Source organism: Streptomyces sp. NPDC050145 (genome assembly GCF_044460245.1).
Lineage (GTDB): Bacteria > Actinomycetota > Actinomycetes > Streptomycetales > Streptomycetaceae > Streptomyces.
The window spans coordinates 298991-315530 of the sequence record NZ_JBITJS010000010.1 but is presented as its reverse complement, the minus strand read 5'-3'; the positions used below and the strand labels follow the sequence as shown (position 1 = coordinate 315530).

General features: G+C 72.0%; 17 protein-coding genes. 7 read left to right on the top strand and 10 right to left on the bottom strand.

Features of this window, described 5'->3' with window-relative positions; translation table 11 throughout:
• Window positions 1-82 precede the first annotated feature (82 nt).
• The 8 genes from def to ACIBTU_RS22055 all read right to left on the bottom strand — a co-directional run bounded on the left by def (window position 83) and on the right by ACIBTU_RS22055 (window position 7751).
• Window positions 83-733, bottom strand: coding sequence for a peptide deformylase (gene def / locus ACIBTU_RS22090; RefSeq protein ID WP_399128013.1), 651 nt, complete (start codon window positions 731-733; stop codon window positions 83-85).
• A gap of 266 nt (window positions 734-999) precedes the next feature.
• A complete protein-coding gene (locus ACIBTU_RS22085) occupies window positions 1000-1980 on the bottom strand; it encodes a tetratricopeptide repeat protein (protein WP_399128012.1) in 981 nt (326 codons plus the stop codon).
• 108 nt (window positions 1981-2088) lie between these two features.
• Window positions 2089-3381 carry an HD-GYP domain-containing protein gene (locus ACIBTU_RS22080; protein WP_399128011.1) on the bottom strand — a complete coding sequence of 431 codons (1293 nt, stop codon included), beginning with the start codon at window positions 3379-3381 and terminating at the stop codon, window positions 2089-2091.
• Window positions 3378-4709, bottom strand: a complete 1332-nt coding sequence (locus ACIBTU_RS22075; RefSeq protein ID WP_399128009.1) for an HD-GYP domain-containing protein — start codon at window positions 4707-4709, stop codon at window positions 3378-3380. The genes ACIBTU_RS22080 and ACIBTU_RS22075 overlap by 4 nt, the downstream gene beginning before the upstream one ends.
• 212 nt (window positions 4710-4921) lie before the next feature.
• Window positions 4922-5218, bottom strand: a complete 297-nt coding sequence (gene rsrA, locus ACIBTU_RS22070) for a mycothiol system anti-sigma-R factor (protein WP_188336952.1) — start codon at window positions 5216-5218, stop codon at window positions 4922-4924.
• Window positions 5215-5886 carry an RNA polymerase sigma factor SigR gene (sigR, locus tag ACIBTU_RS22065; protein WP_188336953.1) on the bottom strand — a complete coding sequence of 224 codons (672 nt, stop codon included), beginning with the start codon at window positions 5884-5886 and terminating at the stop codon, window positions 5215-5217. Before sigR ends, rsrA begins: the two co-directional genes overlap by 4 nt.
• A 242-nt stretch (window positions 5887-6128) precedes the next feature.
• Window positions 6129-6764 (bottom strand): alpha/beta family hydrolase, encoded by a 636-nt coding sequence (locus tag ACIBTU_RS22060; RefSeq protein WP_399128008.1) that lies wholly within the window; start codon window positions 6762-6764, stop codon window positions 6129-6131.
• A gap of 171 nt (window positions 6765-6935) precedes the next feature.
• On the bottom strand, window positions 6936-7751 hold the full coding sequence (locus ACIBTU_RS22055) for an SOS response-associated peptidase (protein WP_399128007.1): 816 nt from the start codon (window positions 7749-7751) through the stop codon (window positions 6936-6938).
• 49 nt (window positions 7752-7800) lie between these two features.
• Here ACIBTU_RS22055 and ACIBTU_RS22050 point away from each other — a divergent pair, with 49 nt between their 5' ends.
• The 4 genes from ACIBTU_RS22050 (at window position 7801) to ACIBTU_RS22035 (ending at window position 11316) form a co-directional block, all read left to right on the top strand.
• On the top strand, window positions 7801-8502 hold the full coding sequence (locus tag ACIBTU_RS22050; RefSeq protein ID WP_399128006.1) for a M50 family metallopeptidase: 702 nt from the start codon (window positions 7801-7803) through the stop codon (window positions 8500-8502).
• Between the two features lie 36 nt (window positions 8503-8538).
• A complete protein-coding gene (aroA, locus tag ACIBTU_RS22045; RefSeq protein WP_399128005.1) occupies window positions 8539-9870 on the top strand; it encodes a 3-phosphoshikimate 1-carboxyvinyltransferase in 1332 nt (443 codons plus the stop codon).
• 11 nt (window positions 9871-9881) lie between these two features.
• Window positions 9882-10892, top strand: a complete 1011-nt coding sequence (rsgA, locus tag ACIBTU_RS22040) for a ribosome small subunit-dependent GTPase A (RefSeq protein WP_399128004.1) — start codon at window positions 9882-9884, stop codon at window positions 10890-10892.
• 100 nt (window positions 10893-10992) lie between these two features.
• Window positions 10993-11316, top strand: a complete 324-nt coding sequence (locus ACIBTU_RS22035) for a multidrug efflux SMR transporter (RefSeq protein WP_161302440.1) — start codon at window positions 10993-10995, stop codon at window positions 11314-11316.
• 18 nt (window positions 11317-11334) lie between these two features.
• Here ACIBTU_RS22035 and ACIBTU_RS22030 read toward each other — a convergent pair whose 3' ends face one another.
• The gene (locus tag ACIBTU_RS22030; protein ID WP_399128003.1) at window positions 11335-11883 is read right to left on the bottom strand and encodes a TetR/AcrR family transcriptional regulator; all 549 of its coding nucleotides are present in this window, start codon (window positions 11881-11883) and stop codon (window positions 11335-11337) included.
• Window positions 11884-12055: 172 nt separating this feature from the next.
• Here ACIBTU_RS22030 and hisN point away from each other — a divergent pair, with 172 nt between their 5' ends.
• Both hisN and ACIBTU_RS22020 read left to right on the top strand, forming a co-directional pair.
• A complete protein-coding gene (gene hisN, locus ACIBTU_RS22025; RefSeq protein WP_399128002.1) occupies window positions 12056-12847 on the top strand; it encodes a histidinol-phosphatase in 792 nt (263 codons plus the stop codon).
• 187 nt (window positions 12848-13034) lie between these two features.
• Complete coding sequence (locus ACIBTU_RS22020; RefSeq protein WP_399128001.1) at window positions 13035-13433, top strand: cyclic nucleotide-binding/CBS domain-containing protein; 399 nt, start codon at window positions 13035-13037, stop codon at window positions 13431-13433.
• A gap of 168 nt (window positions 13434-13601) precedes the next feature.
• On the opposite strand, the gene katG is transcribed toward ACIBTU_RS22020, so the two are convergent.
• Window positions 13602-15815, bottom strand: a complete 2214-nt coding sequence (katG, locus tag ACIBTU_RS22015) for a catalase/peroxidase HPI (protein ID WP_399128000.1) — start codon at window positions 15813-15815, stop codon at window positions 13602-13604.
• Window positions 15816-15951: 136 nt separating this feature from the next.
• Between katG and ACIBTU_RS22010 the strand changes: the two genes are divergently transcribed.
• Entirely contained in the window at window positions 15952-16368 is a 417-nt protein-coding gene (locus ACIBTU_RS22010; RefSeq protein ID WP_399127999.1) for a Fur family transcriptional regulator, read from the top strand.
• The last annotated feature ends 172 nt before the right edge of the window (window positions 16369-16540 follow it).

Below are 16540 nucleotides of genomic sequence, written 5' to 3'. Positions count from 1 at the left end.
CCGGCCGGAATTCATCCGTACCAGGCGCCGCTCGAAGCTCAACCGGCCCGCAGGGACCAGGAGTTGGATCCAGTTGTCGGGTCTACTCGTTGGGGACGACCGCGTAGCGCGGGGTGCCCTCCTCCATCTGCTTCAGGGCGTTCTTGCGCTCGCGCTTCGACAGGCGGTCGATGTACAGGTAGCCGTACAGGTGGTCCGTCTCGTGCTGGAGGCAGCGGGCGAAGTAGCCGGTGCCGCGCACGGTGATCGCGTTGCCCTTCTCGTCGCGGCCGGTGACCACCGCGTAGTCGGGGCGGGCGAGCTCCGCATAGGCGGTCGGCACGGACAGGCAGCCCTCGTTCGAGTCGTCGAGGCGGCGGCGGTCGGCCGGGAGCTCCTGGAGGACCGGGTTGCACACGACGCCGGTGTGGCGGACGCCGTCGTCGTCGGGGCAGTCGTACACGAAGACCTTCAGGTCGACGCCGATCTGGTTGGCGGCGAGGCCGACGCCCTCGGCGGCCCGCTGGCTGGCGAACATGTCGTCGACCAGCTGCTCCAGCTCGGGCCCGAACTCGGTGACGTCCTTGCACTCCTTGTGCAGCACCGGGTTGCCCACGACGGTGATCGGACGCGAGGTACCGCGCTCCCGGTACGCCGCCTCCCGGGCCTCACAGTCCTCGGTGTCGATGACGAAGCCCTCGTCGTCCACGGGGAGCACGCCGGCGTGCTGCTTCTCGGTCTCCTGCTGCGCCATGACGGACGTGAGCCTTCCTGAGCTACATGAACAGTGCCCTTACAGGGTACGGGCCAGCATCTTCCCCCGCGGGGCAGTACCGATCAGCGACTCCGTCGCGGAGCGCGACCAGCAGACCCCTGGGGCGCACGAAGTGTGCCTTCAGGGGCGCGGGGCTGTACCGATCAGCGACTCCGTCGCGGGGCGCGACCAGCCACAGACGAAGCCGCACCCGGCGACGATCCCCAAGCCCCGCGGCGCGCATCCACACCCGACACCGAGAACCGCTAACAGACCTCTTCGAGGTCCCGCCAGTCACGGGAGTCGGGGCTGTCCGCGACCCAGCCGTCCAGGAGACCCCGGACCAGAGAAGCCGGCGCAGCGACACCGCACTCCCGCTCCGGCACCCACAACTGCCCGTCGGTCCGATGCCCCAGCGGCCCGGGATGCCCCGGCTCACTGTGATCGTGCGGGTCGAGATGCGTCCCGTCCCCCTCGTCGGAGGGCATCCGCGACTCCGAACACGTCCGGCACAGCAGCCGCACCGACGAGGACCAGTCCTCCGCCGCGAACCCGGCGTCCGCCGCGAGCCGCTCCAGCGCGTCCCGGTCCGCCTCGGTCGCCGCCTCGAGGAGCACGACCCACGTCGGCACCGGCGAAGGCGCCCAGAGCTCGATCTCGTCGAACACGGGGTACGAGTGCCCCGTGGCCGTGGTCCGCTCCCCGTGCGGGACCCCGTCGTGCAGCACGACCTCGCCCCAGCGCCGCCCCGAGGACGGCAGCGGAATGGACAGCACCTCGATGCGCGCGGGGTCGAGCCTGCGCCCCCACACGACCTCGGCCTCGCCCTCCGGAGAGAGCCGCACGGCCGCGCTGCCGAGGTCCATGCCCGTCGGCTCACCGGCTGCGGCCGCCCCGCCGGGCACCTTCAGCCCGTACGCCTGCCAGGCCCGCCGCGCCAGCGGCCAGTCCTGCAGGGCGGTGGCGGCGATGCCCACGTTCCACCAGTCCGGGGCGCCCGACTCCCGCTCGAGCAGCGCGACGGCCCGCAGACCCGCGCTGCGCGCCTGCTCCCAGTCGTGCCGGAACTTGTGCAGCAGCGCCAGGTTGAACCAGGACTCCGAGAGCCACGGCTCCAGGTCGGCGGCACGGGTGAGCAGCGCCCCCGCGTCCTCGTACCGGCCGTCGCCGATCAGCGTGAACGCGCGGTCCGTGGCCTGTCGCCACGAGGCCGATGGCCGGTGCCGTCCCTTGCCGAAGATCCTCACGATTCCCGCCTGCAGACTCTCGAGGCCTGTGCCCCCGGACACACCCTGTTCTTCGGGCTCATTCGCATCCAACCACGTACGGTCGGACGCCCGCTCATTACCCATGGGTCACCCGGCCGAACCCAGGAGCGGCCCGGGCCGCGAAACCACTCTGGCCAGGGCTTCCACGACCTCCGACTGATAATCGCGGCCGGTGCCGAGACGAAGCCGCTCCAGAGCCTTCAGCGGCCCCTGGGGACCCTCTTCCCTGGCCATCTCGTCGTACGCGTTCGCCGCGCGCACGATCCGCGCGGCGACCGGCTGCTCACGGTACGGGTCCGCCTGCCGCTCGACCACCACGGCGACCCGGGCGTCCACCCCGGTCTGCCGGACGACGGCCCCGCCGAGCAGGGCGATGCTGCGCTGCCGGTCGGCGGGCAGCGCGGCGGTGGCCCCGTCGGTGACGGGGTCGAGCAGCGAGAGCTGGCCGATGTCGTGCATGAGGGCGGCGTACTCCAGGACGGTCAGTTCGGGCTCGGACAGGCCGAGGTCGCGCCCCACGGCCCGGCTCAGCGCGGCGACCCGCAGCGCGTGCCCGTGCGGGGTGTACCCGGCGATCTCGGTGGCGCGGGCCAGCGAGGCGATGGTCTGCCGGTACGTGGCCCGGACCGAGGCGTAGCGGCGGAAGGCCAGCTGGGTCAGGAGCAGCGGCAGGCTGATCACGGGCAGCGCCCACAGGCCGGCCACGGCGACGGCGAGCGCGGTGACGGCGCCGGTCGCGCAGACGGCCGAGCCGATGCCCGGCACGGCCCGCAGCTCGTCACGCAGCAGCGGCCCGAACGGCCATTCGGTGCGGGCCCGTGCGAGGACGGCGGCGAGCACGGCGTCGCACAGCACGGTGAGCGCGAGGAGCCCGGCGACGACCAGGGCGTGCCCGGGTCCGTCGCCCACCCACTCGGCCAGCCGGCCCTGGTTGTAGAGCGGCTGGAAGCAGACGGCGGCGAAGGCGACGGTCAGGACCCGGCGGGCCATGTGGTCCGGGGTGGGTCCGTTGCCGCGCGCGATGTGCGGGACACAGCCGACGAGGCCGCCGGCGAGGGTGACGGCGACGACCTGGAGGGCCCCGTGCCGGGTCGGTTCCCCGGCGACCTCGCCGAGCAGCGCGTAGGCGAGTGCGCCGGCGGTGCCGAGCGGGGCGGGCTCGCGGTCGTCGCCGCGGCCCCGGCGGGCGAGCTCGCCGACCGCGACGAGGAGTCCGAAGGCGAGGGCGATACCGCGGTCCTCGAGGCCGTACCAGGCGCTCCGGGCGAGGGCGAGCCCGGCGATGGCCAGGGCGAGGGCGTGCACGCCGAGGACGAGCGGGGAGCGCCGTCCGGGCGTCCCCGCGCGCGGTGCCGGTCCGAGCGGCGCGCGGTCGCTCACAGGGAGGCCGCCCCCGGCACCGGGAGGTCCGTGCCGCGCGGGGCGGGCAGGGCGGTCTCGTCGGCGGTGACGACGGGGTGCCAGCCGTCGCGGCCGAGCACGCGGGTGAGCGCGCCGACCATCACGGGGTCGAACTGCGATCCGGCGCAGCGGTCCAGCTCCGCGAGCGCGACGTCGACGGGCCGCGCCCGGGAGTACGTACGGGTGGAGGTCATGGCGTCGAAGGCGTCGGCGACCGCGACGACGCGGGCGAACTCCGGGATCTGCGCGCCCGCGAGCCCGTACGGGTAGCCGCTGCCGTCGAGCCGCTCGTGGTGGTGCAGGATCGCGGCCCGGGCCTCGCCGAGGAAGCCGATGCCGCGCACCATCTCGTGCCCGTACTCGGGGTGCAGCTCGATGACCTTGCGTTCCTCGGGGGTGAGCGGGCCGTCCTTGCGCAGCAGCCGGGTCGGGACACCGAGTTTGCCGACGTCGTGCAGGATCCCGGCGAAGCGCAGCACCTCGACGCGCTCCTCGGCCATGCCGAGCTCGCGCGCGATCATCATCGAGGCCTGGCCGACGCGCTCGCTGTGCCCGCGTGTGTAGCCGTCCTTGATGTCGACGGCCTGGACGAGCGCCCTGATGGTCGCCTGGTGGGCGGCGCGCTCGCGCTGGTACTGGGCGAAGACCCAGCAGGAGATGTACATGGGCAGCAGGACGAGCAGCGAGGCGAGGGGCCCGTACACGCCGGCCCACAGGACGGCCATCATCATCCCGGCGAGGCCGTGCACGACGACGGGGGCGAGGGTGCGGCCGAACAGGCCGCGCCAGGCGGAGCGGAGCGGGACCCGCTCGGCGGTGGCGAGGATGCCGCCGTCGAGGAGGGTGAGCGCGGCGCAGAAGACGAGCGCGCCCGCGCCGCAGGGCACGAGCGCGTACGGGAAGCGGGGCGCCGAGACCGCGGCGGCGCCGTCGAGCAGTGCGAAGGCCTGCGCGGCGGCCCAGACGGCGAGGGCGAGCCGGGCCGCGCGCCAGGTCCGGCGCAGCGCTCTGGGCCGCTGCTCCACCCGGCCGAGCAGCGCGCCGGGCACGGCGACGAGCGCGGCGGCGGCCGGAGGCAGCAGAAACGCTCCTGCAAGCAGGACGGGGAAGAACGTGCCCATGTCCTGGGGCGCCCGGCGCCCGATGATCCGGAACCGCCCCGCGTGCTCACAGCCCGCGTAGACGGCGGCGAGCAGGACGGCGGAGGGCCAGGGGGTCTGCGGGGAGAGCGCCGGGGCGGCACAGAAAAGGCCCGCCCCCACGGCGAGAAGCACATAGGCGCAGGCCACCGGCGGAACCGACCGCATGCCCCAACTCCCTCCCCGTGGCGTTCAGTTCACGGAGAATAGGCCGCTCGCCGCTCCACCGGGGCGGCATCGGGGGAATACCGGGGCGCACGGCCCCGGATTAACTCGATCGGGTGAGGTGGATGACGCGTGAAGTTGACGGGTGCGGTGCGAAGCTTGCGCGGGAGCTCAACTCCCGCGCGCGGCACGGCAATTCCCGCGAGAGAGCGGGCTCAGGCCAGCGAGTTCCCGAAGCCGTCCTCCGGGGTGGCGTCACCGGAGCGGATCAGCTCGATCCGGCCCATGACCTTGGCCCGCAGGTCGCTCGGCACGTCGTCGTGCCCGCAGCACCGCTTCACCAGCTTCTTCACGGCCTGCTCGAGGCCGTACTTCTCCAGACACGGGGAGCACTCCTCGAAGTGCACCTCGAACTTGGTGCAGTCCGGATCCGGCATCTCATGGTCGAGGTACTCGTAGAGATGATCGAGAACTTCACTGCAGTCCGTCTCGTGCGGCTCTCCGCAGCTCATGAGCCCGAACCTTTCACTTCGTTCGACTCTCCGGCGCCGGCCGGGACGAGCCCGCGGTCACGGGCGTAGTCCTCGAGCATGCCGCGCAGCTGGCGACGGCCCCGGTGGAGCCGGGACATCACCGTCCCGATGGGTGTCCCCATGATGTCCGCGATCTCCTTGTACGCAAAGCCCTCTACGTCCGCGAGATACACGGCGATACGGAATTCCTCGGGGATCGCCTGGAGCGCCTGCTTCACGTCCGAGTCGGGCAGGTGGTCGAGCGCCTGCGACTCGGCGGAGCGCAGACCCGTCGACATGTGCGACTCGGCCCGGGCCAGCTGCCAGTCCTCGATCTCCTCGGCGGCGCTGCGCTGGGGCTCGCGCTGCTTCTTCCGGTACGAGTTGATGAAGGTGTTCGTGAGGATCCGGTACAGCCACGCCTTGAGGTTCGTGCCCTCGCGGAACTGGTGGAACGACGCATACGCCTTCGCGTACGTCTCCTGGACCAGGTCCTCCGCGTCTGCGGGGTTGCGCGTCATGCGCAGCGCCGCGGAGTACATCTGGTCGAGGAATTCCAGCGCGTCCCGCTCGAAGCGCGCGCTGCGCTCGGCAGCGGTCTCCGCGGGCCCGGGCTGCTCCGCCTGGCCGTTTTCGGTCCCTGCGTCGGTCCCTGCGACCGGACCCACCTCCTCCGACGACGTCGCGAGACCGGGAATGGTCCCACTCGAATCGGAGGATAGACGACGATCCGGTCCGCCCGCCGCCCGAATAGGCACGGTCCGGGCCGCGTGCAGGACGGTCCACTCCAGGTCAGGAGTGGTGCTGCGGCTCGGGCAGATGGTCGAACCCATGCGGCGGACTTCCTCTCGTACGAACTGTTCACCGATGTTCCGCACAACAGCGGTCCCGGCCACAACATTCCCGTCCGCTAGCCGAGTGACCGAGTCCACGTGACGACGGCCCCGGTGATCGTCTCCAGCGCCTCCTCCTGGCTCGTGGGGGCGCGCTTGGCCACAGCGAACCCGTGGTCGCCGTACGGCACTTCGACGAGCTCGAACGTGTCCGGCTCCGGGAACTCGGCGGGCTTGCCGAAGGGGTCGTTGCCGCCCTGGACGACGAGGGTGGGGACGCCGGCGCCGAGCAGTTCGTCGGCGCGGGACTTCTCCGGCTTGCCCGGCGGGTGCAGCGGGAAGCTCAGCGCGAGGACGGCGGCGGCGCCCAGCTCCTTCGCCGTGCGGCAGGCCACGCGGGCGCCGGCGCTTCTGCCTCCGGCGATCACCGGGAGGCCGGGCTTCTCCAGTGCGGGCCACAGGCCGCGCCAGCCCGTGTCCAGGGTCTTGGGCGCGGGGGCCAGCTTCTTGCCGGCGACGCGCCAGGGCTGCTCCACGAGGGCGACGGTCACGCCGTGGGCCGGCAGGGCCTGGGCGAGGGCCTGCAGATCCCTCGCCTCGATCCCGCCGCCGGCGCCGTGACTGACGGCGAGGATCCGCCGCGCACCCCGCGCGGGGTGCCAGGTGATGCGGGCGTCGCCGGTGTCGGTGTGCACGATCTCAGTACGGGTCACGCGCCCATGGTGCCCCGGGCATGACTCGAGGCTCGTCTGCCGCCCCGCCCCTGAAAGGCTGAGCGGCGAAGCCGCAAGCCTTTCAGGGGCGCGGGGAACTGCGCGAGAAGCCCCACCGGCCGGCACTCGCCCGCGATACAGAACTGGCAGACGAGGAGGCGCAACCCCGCCTCAGAACAGCGTGCCGAACTCCGGCCCGTCCAGCTCCTTCAGGAGCTCAGGCCCGTTGTTGCGGACGTTGCTGACGGCCGTCGCGACCGGATAGGCCCGCATCAGCCCCTCCGGCGGCGGGGCCAACAGCCCCTGCAACTCCCCCGGATCGGCCCGCGTGGGATCCAGCCACGCGTCCCACCGATCAGGCGTCAGCATCAGCGGCATCCGGGGATGGATCTCGGCGAGAGAGCGCGGCCCGTCCTCCGGCGCGACCCCGAGCGGAGCGACCTCCGCCTCCGTGGTGATCACCGAGCAGGTCACCCACCAGGCCGCCGGATGCGCGTCCGGCAGCGTCCGGTCCCGCCAGAACTCGTACAGCCCGGCCATGGCGAACACCGACCCGTCGGCCGGCGTCACGAAGTACGGCTGCTTGCGTGCCCGCTTCTTCCTGCCCTCGACCTCCAGGTCGCGCTCGGCGGCCCCGGTCACCCACTCGTAATAGCCGTCGGCGGGCACGATGCAGCGCCGCGCGGCGAAGGCCTGCTTGAAGGACGGCTTCTCATGGAGCGTCTCCGCGCGGGCGTTGATCATGCGGGCCGCGCCCTCGGGCGTCTTGGCCCACGACGGCACGAGCCCCCACTTCAGCTTGCGCAGCTGGCGAACCGGCCGGCGGTCCGCGGCGTCTTTGAGGGGACGGTCGAGCACCACGTGGACCTCCTTGGTGGGGGCCACGTTGTAGTCGGGCTCGAGAGCCTCCTCCGGCTCCCACCGCTCGATCTCAAAGACTTCTGCGAGATCCTCGGGCCCACGACTGGATGCATACCGTCCGCACATACGTGCCACAGTGCCAGAACGCCGCAGACGAACGGGAGCCCCACCGAACATGGACGCCAGCCTCTGGGACCGGATCACCGGGACCCAGTCCGACCCGCAGGAGTGGGTGGTGATCGCCGCCGGTGTCCTCGCCCTCGCCGCGATCGTCCCGCACGCCGTGTGGCGCCTGTCCCGCAACGCGATCACGATCGCCCACGAGGGCGGCCACGGCCTGGTCGCGCTTTTGATGGGCCGCCGCCTCGACGGCATCCGGCTGCACTCGGACACCAGCGGCCTCACCGTCAGCCGGGGCAAGCCGACCGGCATCGGCATGGTCCTGACGGCCGCCGCGGGCTACACGGCCCCGCCGCTGCTCGGCCTCGGCGGCGCCGCGCTGCTGGGCGAGGGCCACATCACGCTGCTGCTGTGGCTGGCGACAGCCCTGCTCCTCGTGATGCTGGTGATGATCAGGAACGCGTACGGGGTGCTCACGGTGGTGGTCACCGGCGGCGCGTTCCTGCTGGTGTCCTGGCTGACGGGCCCGCAGGTGCAGGCGGCGTTCGCGTACGTGGTGGTCTGGTTCCTGCTGCTCGGCGGGGTGCGGCCGGCCTTCGAGCTGCAGTCGAAGCGGCGCCGAGGCGGGGCCGGGGACTCGGACGCGGACCAGCTCTCCCGGCTCACGCACGTACCGGCGGCGATGTGGTTCTTCTTCTTCCACGCGGTGTCGCTGTGCTCGCTGCTCGGCGGCGGTCGCTGGCTGCTCGGCCTGTGAACAGGTGGGTCCACGCGGGCCCACTAAAGTAAAGGCATGACGTCGAACCCCGCGCACACCGCCCTGTGGCCCGCCCCTCTCGCGAGCGGAGCCGTCGACGCGACGGTCCAGGTGCCGGGATCCAAATCCGTCACCAACCGCGCGCTGGTGCTGGCCGCGCTCGCCGCCGAGCCGGGCTGGCTGCGCCGCCCGCTGCGCTCGCGCGACACGGTGCTGATGGCGGGCGCGCTGCGCGCGATGGGCGTCGGCATCGAGGAGGGCGTGGGCCCGGACGGCTCCGGTGAGGCCTGGCGGGTCATCCCCGGCCGCCTCCAGGGCCCGGCCACCGTCGACGTGGGCAACGCGGGCACGGTCATGCGCTTCCTGCCCCCGGTCGCCACGCTCGCCGACGGGCCGATCCGCTTCGACGGCGACCCCCGTTCGTACGAGCGTCCGCTGCACGGCGTGATCGACGCGCTGCGCGCGCTCGGCGCCCGGATCGAGGACGAGGGGCGCGGGGCGCTGCCGCTCACCGTGCAGGGCGGCGGGGCGCTCGACGGCGGCACGGTCGAGATCGACGCGTCGTCGTCCTCCCAGTTCGTCTCCGCGCTGCTCCTCTCGGCCCCGCGCTTCAACCAGGGCGTGGAGGTCCGGCACACCGGTTCGACGCTGCCGTCGATGCCGCACATCCGGATGACGGTCGACATGCTGCGCGCGGTCGGCGCCCAGGTCGACACCCCGGAGTCGGGCGGCGAGGCGAACGTGTGGCGGGTCACGCCGGGCGCCCTGCTCGGCCGGGACATCACGATCGAGCCGGACCTGTCGAACGCGCAGCCGTTCCTGGCGGCGGCGCTGATCACCGGCGGCAAGGTCACGATCCCCGACTGGCCCGCGCACACCACGCAGCCCGGCGACGCGCTGCGCGACATCTTCACGCAGATGGGCGGGTCCTGCGAACTGACCGCTCGGGGCCTGGAGTTCACCGGCTCGGGCACGATCCACGGCATCGACGTGGACCTGGGCGAGGTCGGCGAGCTGACCCCGGGCATCGCGGCGGTCGCGGCGCTGGCCGACGGCCCGTCCACGCTGCGCGGTGTCGCCCACCTGCGCCTGCACGAGACGGACCGCCTGGCCGCGCTCACCAAGGAGATCAACGAGCTGGGCGGTGACGTCACCGAGACCGCCGACGGCCTGCACATCCGCCCGCGCCGGCTGCACGGCGGCATCTTCCACACGTACGACGACCACCGCATGGCGACGGCGGGCGCGATCATCGGCCTGGCCGTGGAAGGGGTGCAGATCGAGAACGTGGCGACGACCGCGAAGACGCTGCCCGACTTCCCCGACATGTGGACCGCCATGCTCGGGTCGGACGGCCTCGGGGCCTAGGGACCACTGCGATGCGCCGCTACAGCAAGCACACCGACGAGGACGACATCCGCCAGCGCCCCAACCGCAAGGGGAACCGGCCGCGGACGAACATCCGGCCCAAGCACGAGGACGCGGCCGAGGGCATGGTCCTCACCGTGGACCGGGGGCGGCTCACCGTCCTCATCGACGACATCCCCGTGACCGCGATGAAGGCCCGTGAGCTGGGCCGCAAGGCCGCGGTCGTCGGGGACCGGGTCTCGGTCGTCGGCGATCTGTCCGGCAAGAAGGACACGCTCGCGCGCATCGTGCGCATCGAGAAGCGCAGCTCGGTGCTGCGCCGCACCGCGGACGACGACGACCCCTACGAGCGCGTCGTCGTGGCCAACGCGGACCAGCTCGCCATCGTCACCGCGCTCGCCGACCCCGAGCCGCGCCCGCGCATGATCGACCGCTGTCTCGTCGCGGCGTACGACGGCGGCCTCACGCCGCTGCTCGTCCTGACCAAGTCCGACCTGGCCCCGCCGGACAAGATGCTCGACCTGTACGGCGACCTCGACATCCCGTACGTGGTGACGAGCCGGGCCGAGCTGGAGGACGGGACCGCCGTGGCGCGGGTGCGCGAGCAGCTCGACGGGAAGGTGACGGCGTTCGTCGGGCACTCCGGCGTGGGCAAGACGACGCTGGTCAACGCGCTGGTGCCGGACGACCGGCGGCGTACGACGGGTCATGTCAACGCGGTCACGGGCCGCGGCCGGCACACAACGACCTCGGCGCTCGCGCTGCCGCTGTCGGGCGACGCGGGCTGGGTGGTCGACACTCCGGGTGTGCGGTCGTTCGGCCTGCACCACGTGGACCCCTCGCGCGTCATCCACGCGTTCCCGGACCTGGAGCCGGGCACCGCCGACTGCCCGCGCGCGTGCAGCCACGACGAGCCGGACTGCGCGCTCGACGCGTGGGTGGAGGCGGGGCACGCCGATCCGGCGCGCCTGTACTCGCTGCGCCGGCTGCTCGCGACGCGTGAGCGCCGCGAGGGCGACTGACCTCGCCGTTGTTTGCCGCCCGGCCCGGCCGGTGAAGGCATAATCCCCGTACGGGATCGATCGCCGTACCGGATCAGCGGGACACGGGAGGAAGACTCACATGGCGTGGCTGCTGGTCATCGTGGCGGGGATCCTGGAGACCGGTTTCGCCGTGTGCCTCAAGCTCTCGCACGGCTTCACCCGGCTGTGGCCGACGGTCGCGTTCGCCTCGTTCGCCCTGGGCAGCTTCGGTCTGCTGACGCTCTCCCTGAAGAAGCTCGACGTGGGGCCCGCGTACGCCGTGTGGACGGGTATCGGCGCGGCGGGCACGGCGATCTACGGGATGATCTTCCTCGGTGACGTCGTCTCCACGCTCAAGATCGTGTCCATCAGCCTGGTGATCGCCGGGGTCATCGGCCTCCAGCTCTCGGGCTCGGCGCACTGATCCCCCGTTCCGGGAGCTTCAGGCCACTCTGAAGCGCAGCAGGCGGGCCAGGTCCGCGTCGCCCGCCGGTGCCACCACCCACGACAGCGCGACCCGCACGGCGAGCTCGCACTCGCCCGCGGGTCTGCCGAGCACGGCGGCGGCCCGGTCCCGTACGGCGGCGACGAGATCGGCGGGGCCCGGCAGCGGGCCGTCGGCGCGGCGCTGTGCGGGGACCCCGGAGAGGTGCGGGGCGGCGGCGAGGTCGACCGCGGGCAGCCGCTCGCTCCAGCAGCCGGTGAGCAGGGCCCGTGCCAGGGGGTTGCGCCGGGTCGTCTCGGAGGTCCATGCGGCGAGCGCCTCGAAGCCGCCCTCGCGCAGGGCCCGGTCGGCGCCGGCGAGGTAGAGGTCGGTCTCGCGCCGCACCAGGGCGCGGGCCAGGCCGTCCTTGCTGCCGAACTCGTTGTAGAGGGTCTGGCGCGACACCGAGGCGGCGGCCGCCACGTCCACCATCCGTATCGCCGACCAGGGCCGCCGCCCGAGCGCCGCGCAGGCCGCTTCCAACAGTGATTCCCTGGCTGCGGGCATCGTCGCCTCCCCGGGGCCGCCGGGTCCGTACGGTTCGTTTCGCCAGAGTTGACGGGCTTGTCCGCCCTGTCAAGGGGTTGCGCCCCTTATGTCTGGTACGGGGAGGGGGGCGAGCGCACGTGCGGACCGGGCGCTGTGGCCGGGGGCGCACCTCGATCGATACTGTGCACCCATGCCCGACTACCTCGATGATCTGCGTCTCGCCCACGTCCTCGCCGACGTCGCCGACGCCGCGACGATGGACCGGTTCAAGGCTCTCGACCTGAAGGTGGAGACCAAGCCGGACATGACGCCGGTGAGCGAGGCCGACAAGGCCGCCGAGGAGCTGATCCGCGGCAACCTCCAGCGGGCCAGGCCACGCGACGCGGTCCTCGGAGAGGAGTACGGCATCGAGGGCACGGGTCCGCGCCGCTGGGTGATCGACCCGATCGACGGCACCAAGAACTATGTGCGCGGCGTCCCGGTGTGGGCGACGCTGATCTCCCTGATGGAGGCCGGCGAGGGCGGCTACCAGCCGGTCGTCGGCGTCGTGTCGGCCCCCGCGCTCGGCCGCCGCTGGTGGGCGGCGAAGGGCGCGGGCGCGTACAGCGGCCGCAGCCTGACCTCGGCGTCCCGGCTGCACGTGTCGAAGGTGGGCCGCATGGCCGACGCCTCGTTCGCGTACTCCTCGCTGTCGGGCTGGGAGGAGCAGGGCCGGCTCAACGGGTTCCTGGACCTGACCCGCACGGTGTGGCGCACGCGCGGCTACGGCGACTTCTGGCCGTACATGATGGTCGCCGAGGGCTCGGTGGACCTGTGCGCGGAGCCGGAGCTCTCCCTGTGGGACATGGCGGCGAACTCGATCATCGTGACCGAGGCGGGCGGCTCGTTCACCGGCCTCGACGGCCGTCCGGGCCCGCACAGCGGCAACGCGGCGGCGTCGAACGGACTGCTCCACGACGAGATGCTCAGCTACCTGCGCTGAGCCGGTCCCGCTCCCCGTGCGCCGGAAGTCGCTTCCCGCGCCCCCTTGTTGACTCTCCCTTTACCTGCCACATTGAGAGTCCCCCCACTTGTGAACTTGTGAATCGCTTCTCGTAGCCGCCCCGGACCCCGGCCGGCGGCGCGGGGGCGATGCCGCAGGTGGCTCACACAGGAAGGCGGCTCTCTCCATGCTCGTCCGTGACGCCATGAGCACGATGGTCCTCACCATCGGCCCCACCCACACCCTGCGCCAGGCGGCCCGGCTGATGTCCGCGCGCCGCGTCGGCGCCGCCGTGGTCCTCGATCCCGACGGCTGCGGCATCGGCATCCTCACCGAGCGCGACGTCCTCAACTCCCTCGGCCTCGACCAGAACCCCGACCACGAGACCGCGGGCACCCACACCACCACCGACGTCGTCTTCGCCACCCCGGCGTGGACCCTGGAGGACGCCGCCGAGGCGATGGCGCACGGCGGTTTCCGGCATCTGATCGTGCTCGACGGGCGTGAGCCGGTCGGCATCGTCTCCGTCCGCGACATCATCCGCTGCTGGGCCCCGGCCCGGCGCCTGGCCCACGACCTGGCCTGATCCGCCAAGGCCTCCGGCATGACAAAGAGGGCCGGCTCCCCGTAGGGAACCGGCCCTCCCGTCTCTCGGCGGGCGCCCGGGGGTTCAGCCGCGAAGGGCCATGACCACGGCCTTCACCGGGCGCCTGCCGAAGCGTTCACCCCCGTGGGGGCGGCACGGAGGCGGCGATCAGACCTCGAACCGGTCCAGGTCCATGACCTTGGTCCAGGCGGCCGCGAAGTCCTTCACGAACTTCTCCTTGGCGTCGTCGCTCGCGTAGACCTCGGCGACGGCGCGCAGCTCCGAGTTCGACCCGAAGACCAGGTCGGCGCGGGTGCCGGTCCACTTGACCGCACCGGAGGCGTCGCGGCCCTCGAACTCGTCCTGCGCCTCGGACGTGGACTTCCACTGGGTGTCGAGGTCGAGCAGGTTGACGAAGAAGTCGTTCGTCAGGGTGCCCGGGCGCTCCGTGAGGACGCCGTGCTTCGACTGCCCGTGGTTGTTCCCCAGGACGCGCAGGCCGCCGACGAGGACGGTCAGCTCGGGGGCGCTCAGGGTCAGCAGGTTCGCCTTGTCGAGCAGCAGGAACTCGGCGGGCAGGCGGTTGCCCTTGCCCACGTAGTTGCGGAAGCCGTCGGCGGAGGGCTCGAGCGCGGAGAAGGACTCCACGTCCGTCTGCTCCTGTGTCGCGTCGACACGGCCCGGCGTGAAGCCGACCTCGACCTCGACGCCGCCGTCCTTGGCCGCCTTCTCGACGGCCGCGGTGCCCGCGAGCACGATCAGGTCGGCCAGGGAGACCTGCTTGCCGCCCTTGGCGTTGAACGCCTGCTGGATGCCCTCGAGCTTGCTGAGGACCTGGGACAGCTCGGCCGGGTTGTTGACCTCCCAGTTGCGCTGCGGCTCCAGGCGGATGCGGGCGCCGTTGGCACCGCCGCGCTTGTCGCTGCCGCGGAAGGAGGACGCCGAGGCCCAGGCGGTGGAGACCAGCTGCGCGACCGAGAGACCGGAGCCGAGCACCTCCTCCTTGAGCGCGGCGACGTCGGCGGCGCCGAGCAGCTCGCCCTCGCGCGCCGGCAGCGGGTCCTGCCACAGCAGCACCTCGGAGGGGACCTCCGCGCCCAGGTAGCGGACGACCGGACCCATGTCACGGTGCGTCAGCTTGTACCAGGCACGGGCGAAGGCGTCCGCGAACTCCTCCGGGTTCTCGTAGAAGCGGCGCGAGATCGGCCCGTAGATCGGGTCGAGGCGCAGCGAGAGGTCCGTGGTGAGCATCGTCGGGAGGTGCTTCTTCGACGGGTCGAAGGCGTCCGGGACGGTCGCCTCGGCGTCCTTGGCCACCCACTGGTTGGCACCGGCCGGGCTCTGGGTGAGCTCGTACTCGTACTCGAACAGGTTCTTGAAGAACCCGTTGCTCCACTGGGTCGGGGTGGTGGTCCAGGTGACCTCCAGGCCGGACGTGATCGCGTCCTTGCCGACACCCGTGCCGTAGCTGCTCTTCCAGCCGAGGCCCAGCTGCTCCATGGGAGCGGCCTCGGGGTCGGCGGACACCGCGTCGGCCGGGCCGGCGCCGTGGGTCTTGCCGAAGGTGTGACCACCGGCGATCAGGGCGACGGTCTCCTCGTCGTTCATCGCCATGCGGCGGAACGTCTCGCGGATGTCGCGGGCGGCGGCGATCGGGTCCGGGTTCCCGTTCGGCCCCTCGGGGTTCACGTAGATGAGACCCATCTGGACCGCGGCGAGCGGGTTCTCCAGCTCACGGTCGCCCGTGTAGCGCTCGTCGCCCAGCCACTCGGTCTCGGGGCCCCAGTAGACGTCCTCGTCCGGCTCCCACTCGTCCACGCGGCCGCCGGCGAAGCCGAAGGTCTTGAAGCCCATCGTCTCCAGCGCCACGTTGCCCGTGAGGATCATGAGGTCGGCCCACGAGATGGCCTTGCCGTACTTCTTCTTGACCGGCCACAGCAGACGGCGGGCCTTGTCCAGGGACGCGTTGTCCGGCCAGCTGTTCAGCGGAGCGAAGCGCTGCTGACCGGCACCGGCGCCACCGCGGCCGTCGCTGATGCGGTACGTGCCGGCGCTGTGCCAGGCCATACGGATCATCAGCGGGCCGTAGTTGCCGAAGTCGGCCGGCCACCAGTCCTGGGAGGTGGTGAGCACCTCGGCGATGTCCCGCTTGACCGCCGGGAGGTCGAGGGCCTTGAAGGCCTCTGCGTAGTCGAAGTCCTCACCCAGCGGGTTCGCCACCGCGGGGTTCTTCGCGAGGATCTTGAGATTGAGCCGCTCCGGCCACCACTGACGGTTTCCGCCGCCCTGGGTCGGGTGGGCCGCTCGCCCGTGCGCAACGGGGCAACCACCCGTGCCCTCAGTCTTCGGGTCGGTCACGATCGCTTCATGGTTCTCGGACATTGCGGGCCCTTCCGGAGTTGTCCTGTCGCTTGGCCTGAGCCGAGGTTGATCCTACAATGGACAATGTCTAAGTCAAGCAATACTCCAAGGTTACGCCCGTTCGGGACCTGGTCCCCCGACTGTTAGGCTGGTCTACATGAGTGACCTGTTGGAACGACTGCGCGGACGCGGCTGGCGGATGACCGCGCAGCGGCGCGTCGTGGCCGAGGTCCTCGACGGGGATCACGTGCATCTGACGGCCGACGAGGTGCACTCGCGCGCCGTCGCCAGGCTGCCCGAGATCTCGCGTGCCACGGTCTATAACACCCTGGGCGAGATGGTTTCGCTCGGCGAGGTCATCGAGGTCGCCACGGACAAGCGCGCGAAGCGCTACGACCCGAACGCGCACCGCCCCCACCAGCACCTGGTCTGCGCCCAGTGCGGCCAGATCCGCGACGTCCACCCCAGCGGGAATCCCCTGACCGACCTCCCCGACTCGGAGCGCTTCGGCTTCACGATCTCGGACGTAGAGGTCACGTACCGGGGCCTGTGCCCGTCCTGCACGACGGCGTAACGCTTCACCAGAAAGGGCCCGCACCAACAGGTGCGGGCCTTTTTTGACGCGCCCCGCCAGGGGCACGGGGCCGCATCCATCAGCGACTCCGCCCCCAAGGCCGCACGAAGTGCGCCTCCAGGGGCGCGGGGAACTGCGCGACCAGCCACGACGGCGCGGCAGTCGGGATCGA

Coding starts and splice junctions, on each gene's coding strand:
- ACIBTU_RS22035 (WP_161302440.1), top strand. CDS start 10,993: ATGGCGTGGCTGCTGGTCATCGTGGCGGGGATCCTGGAGACCGGTTTC.
- ACIBTU_RS22075 (WP_399128009.1), bottom strand. CDS start 4,709: ATGCGGTCGGTTCCGCCGGTGGCCTGCGCCTATGTGCTTCTCGCCGTG.
- ACIBTU_RS22055 (WP_399128007.1), bottom strand. CDS start 7,751: ATGTGCGGACGGTATGCATCCAGTCGTGGGCCCGAGGATCTCGCAGAA.
- def (WP_399128013.1), bottom strand. CDS start 733: ATGGCGCAGCAGGAGACCGAGAAGCAGCACGCCGGCGTGCTCCCCGTG.
- aroA (WP_399128005.1), top strand. CDS start 8,539: ATGACGTCGAACCCCGCGCACACCGCCCTGTGGCCCGCCCCTCTCGCG.
- ACIBTU_RS22050 (WP_399128006.1), top strand. CDS start 7,801: ATGGACGCCAGCCTCTGGGACCGGATCACCGGGACCCAGTCCGACCCG.
- ACIBTU_RS22010 (WP_399127999.1), top strand. CDS start 15,952: ATGAGTGACCTGTTGGAACGACTGCGCGGACGCGGCTGGCGGATGACC.
- ACIBTU_RS22020 (WP_399128001.1), top strand. CDS start 13,035: ATGCTCGTCCGTGACGCCATGAGCACGATGGTCCTCACCATCGGCCCC.
- ACIBTU_RS22030 (WP_399128003.1), bottom strand. CDS start 11,883: ATGCCCGCAGCCAGGGAATCACTGTTGGAAGCGGCCTGCGCGGCGCTC.
- katG (WP_399128000.1), bottom strand. CDS start 15,815: ATGTCCGAGAACCATGAAGCGATCGTGACCGACCCGAAGACTGAGGGC.
- hisN (WP_399128002.1), top strand. CDS start 12,056: ATGCCCGACTACCTCGATGATCTGCGTCTCGCCCACGTCCTCGCCGAC.
- rsrA (WP_188336952.1), bottom strand. CDS start 5,218: ATGAGCTGCGGAGAGCCGCACGAGACGGACTGCAGTGAAGTTCTCGAT.
- rsgA (WP_399128004.1), top strand. CDS start 9,882: ATGCGCCGCTACAGCAAGCACACCGACGAGGACGACATCCGCCAGCGC.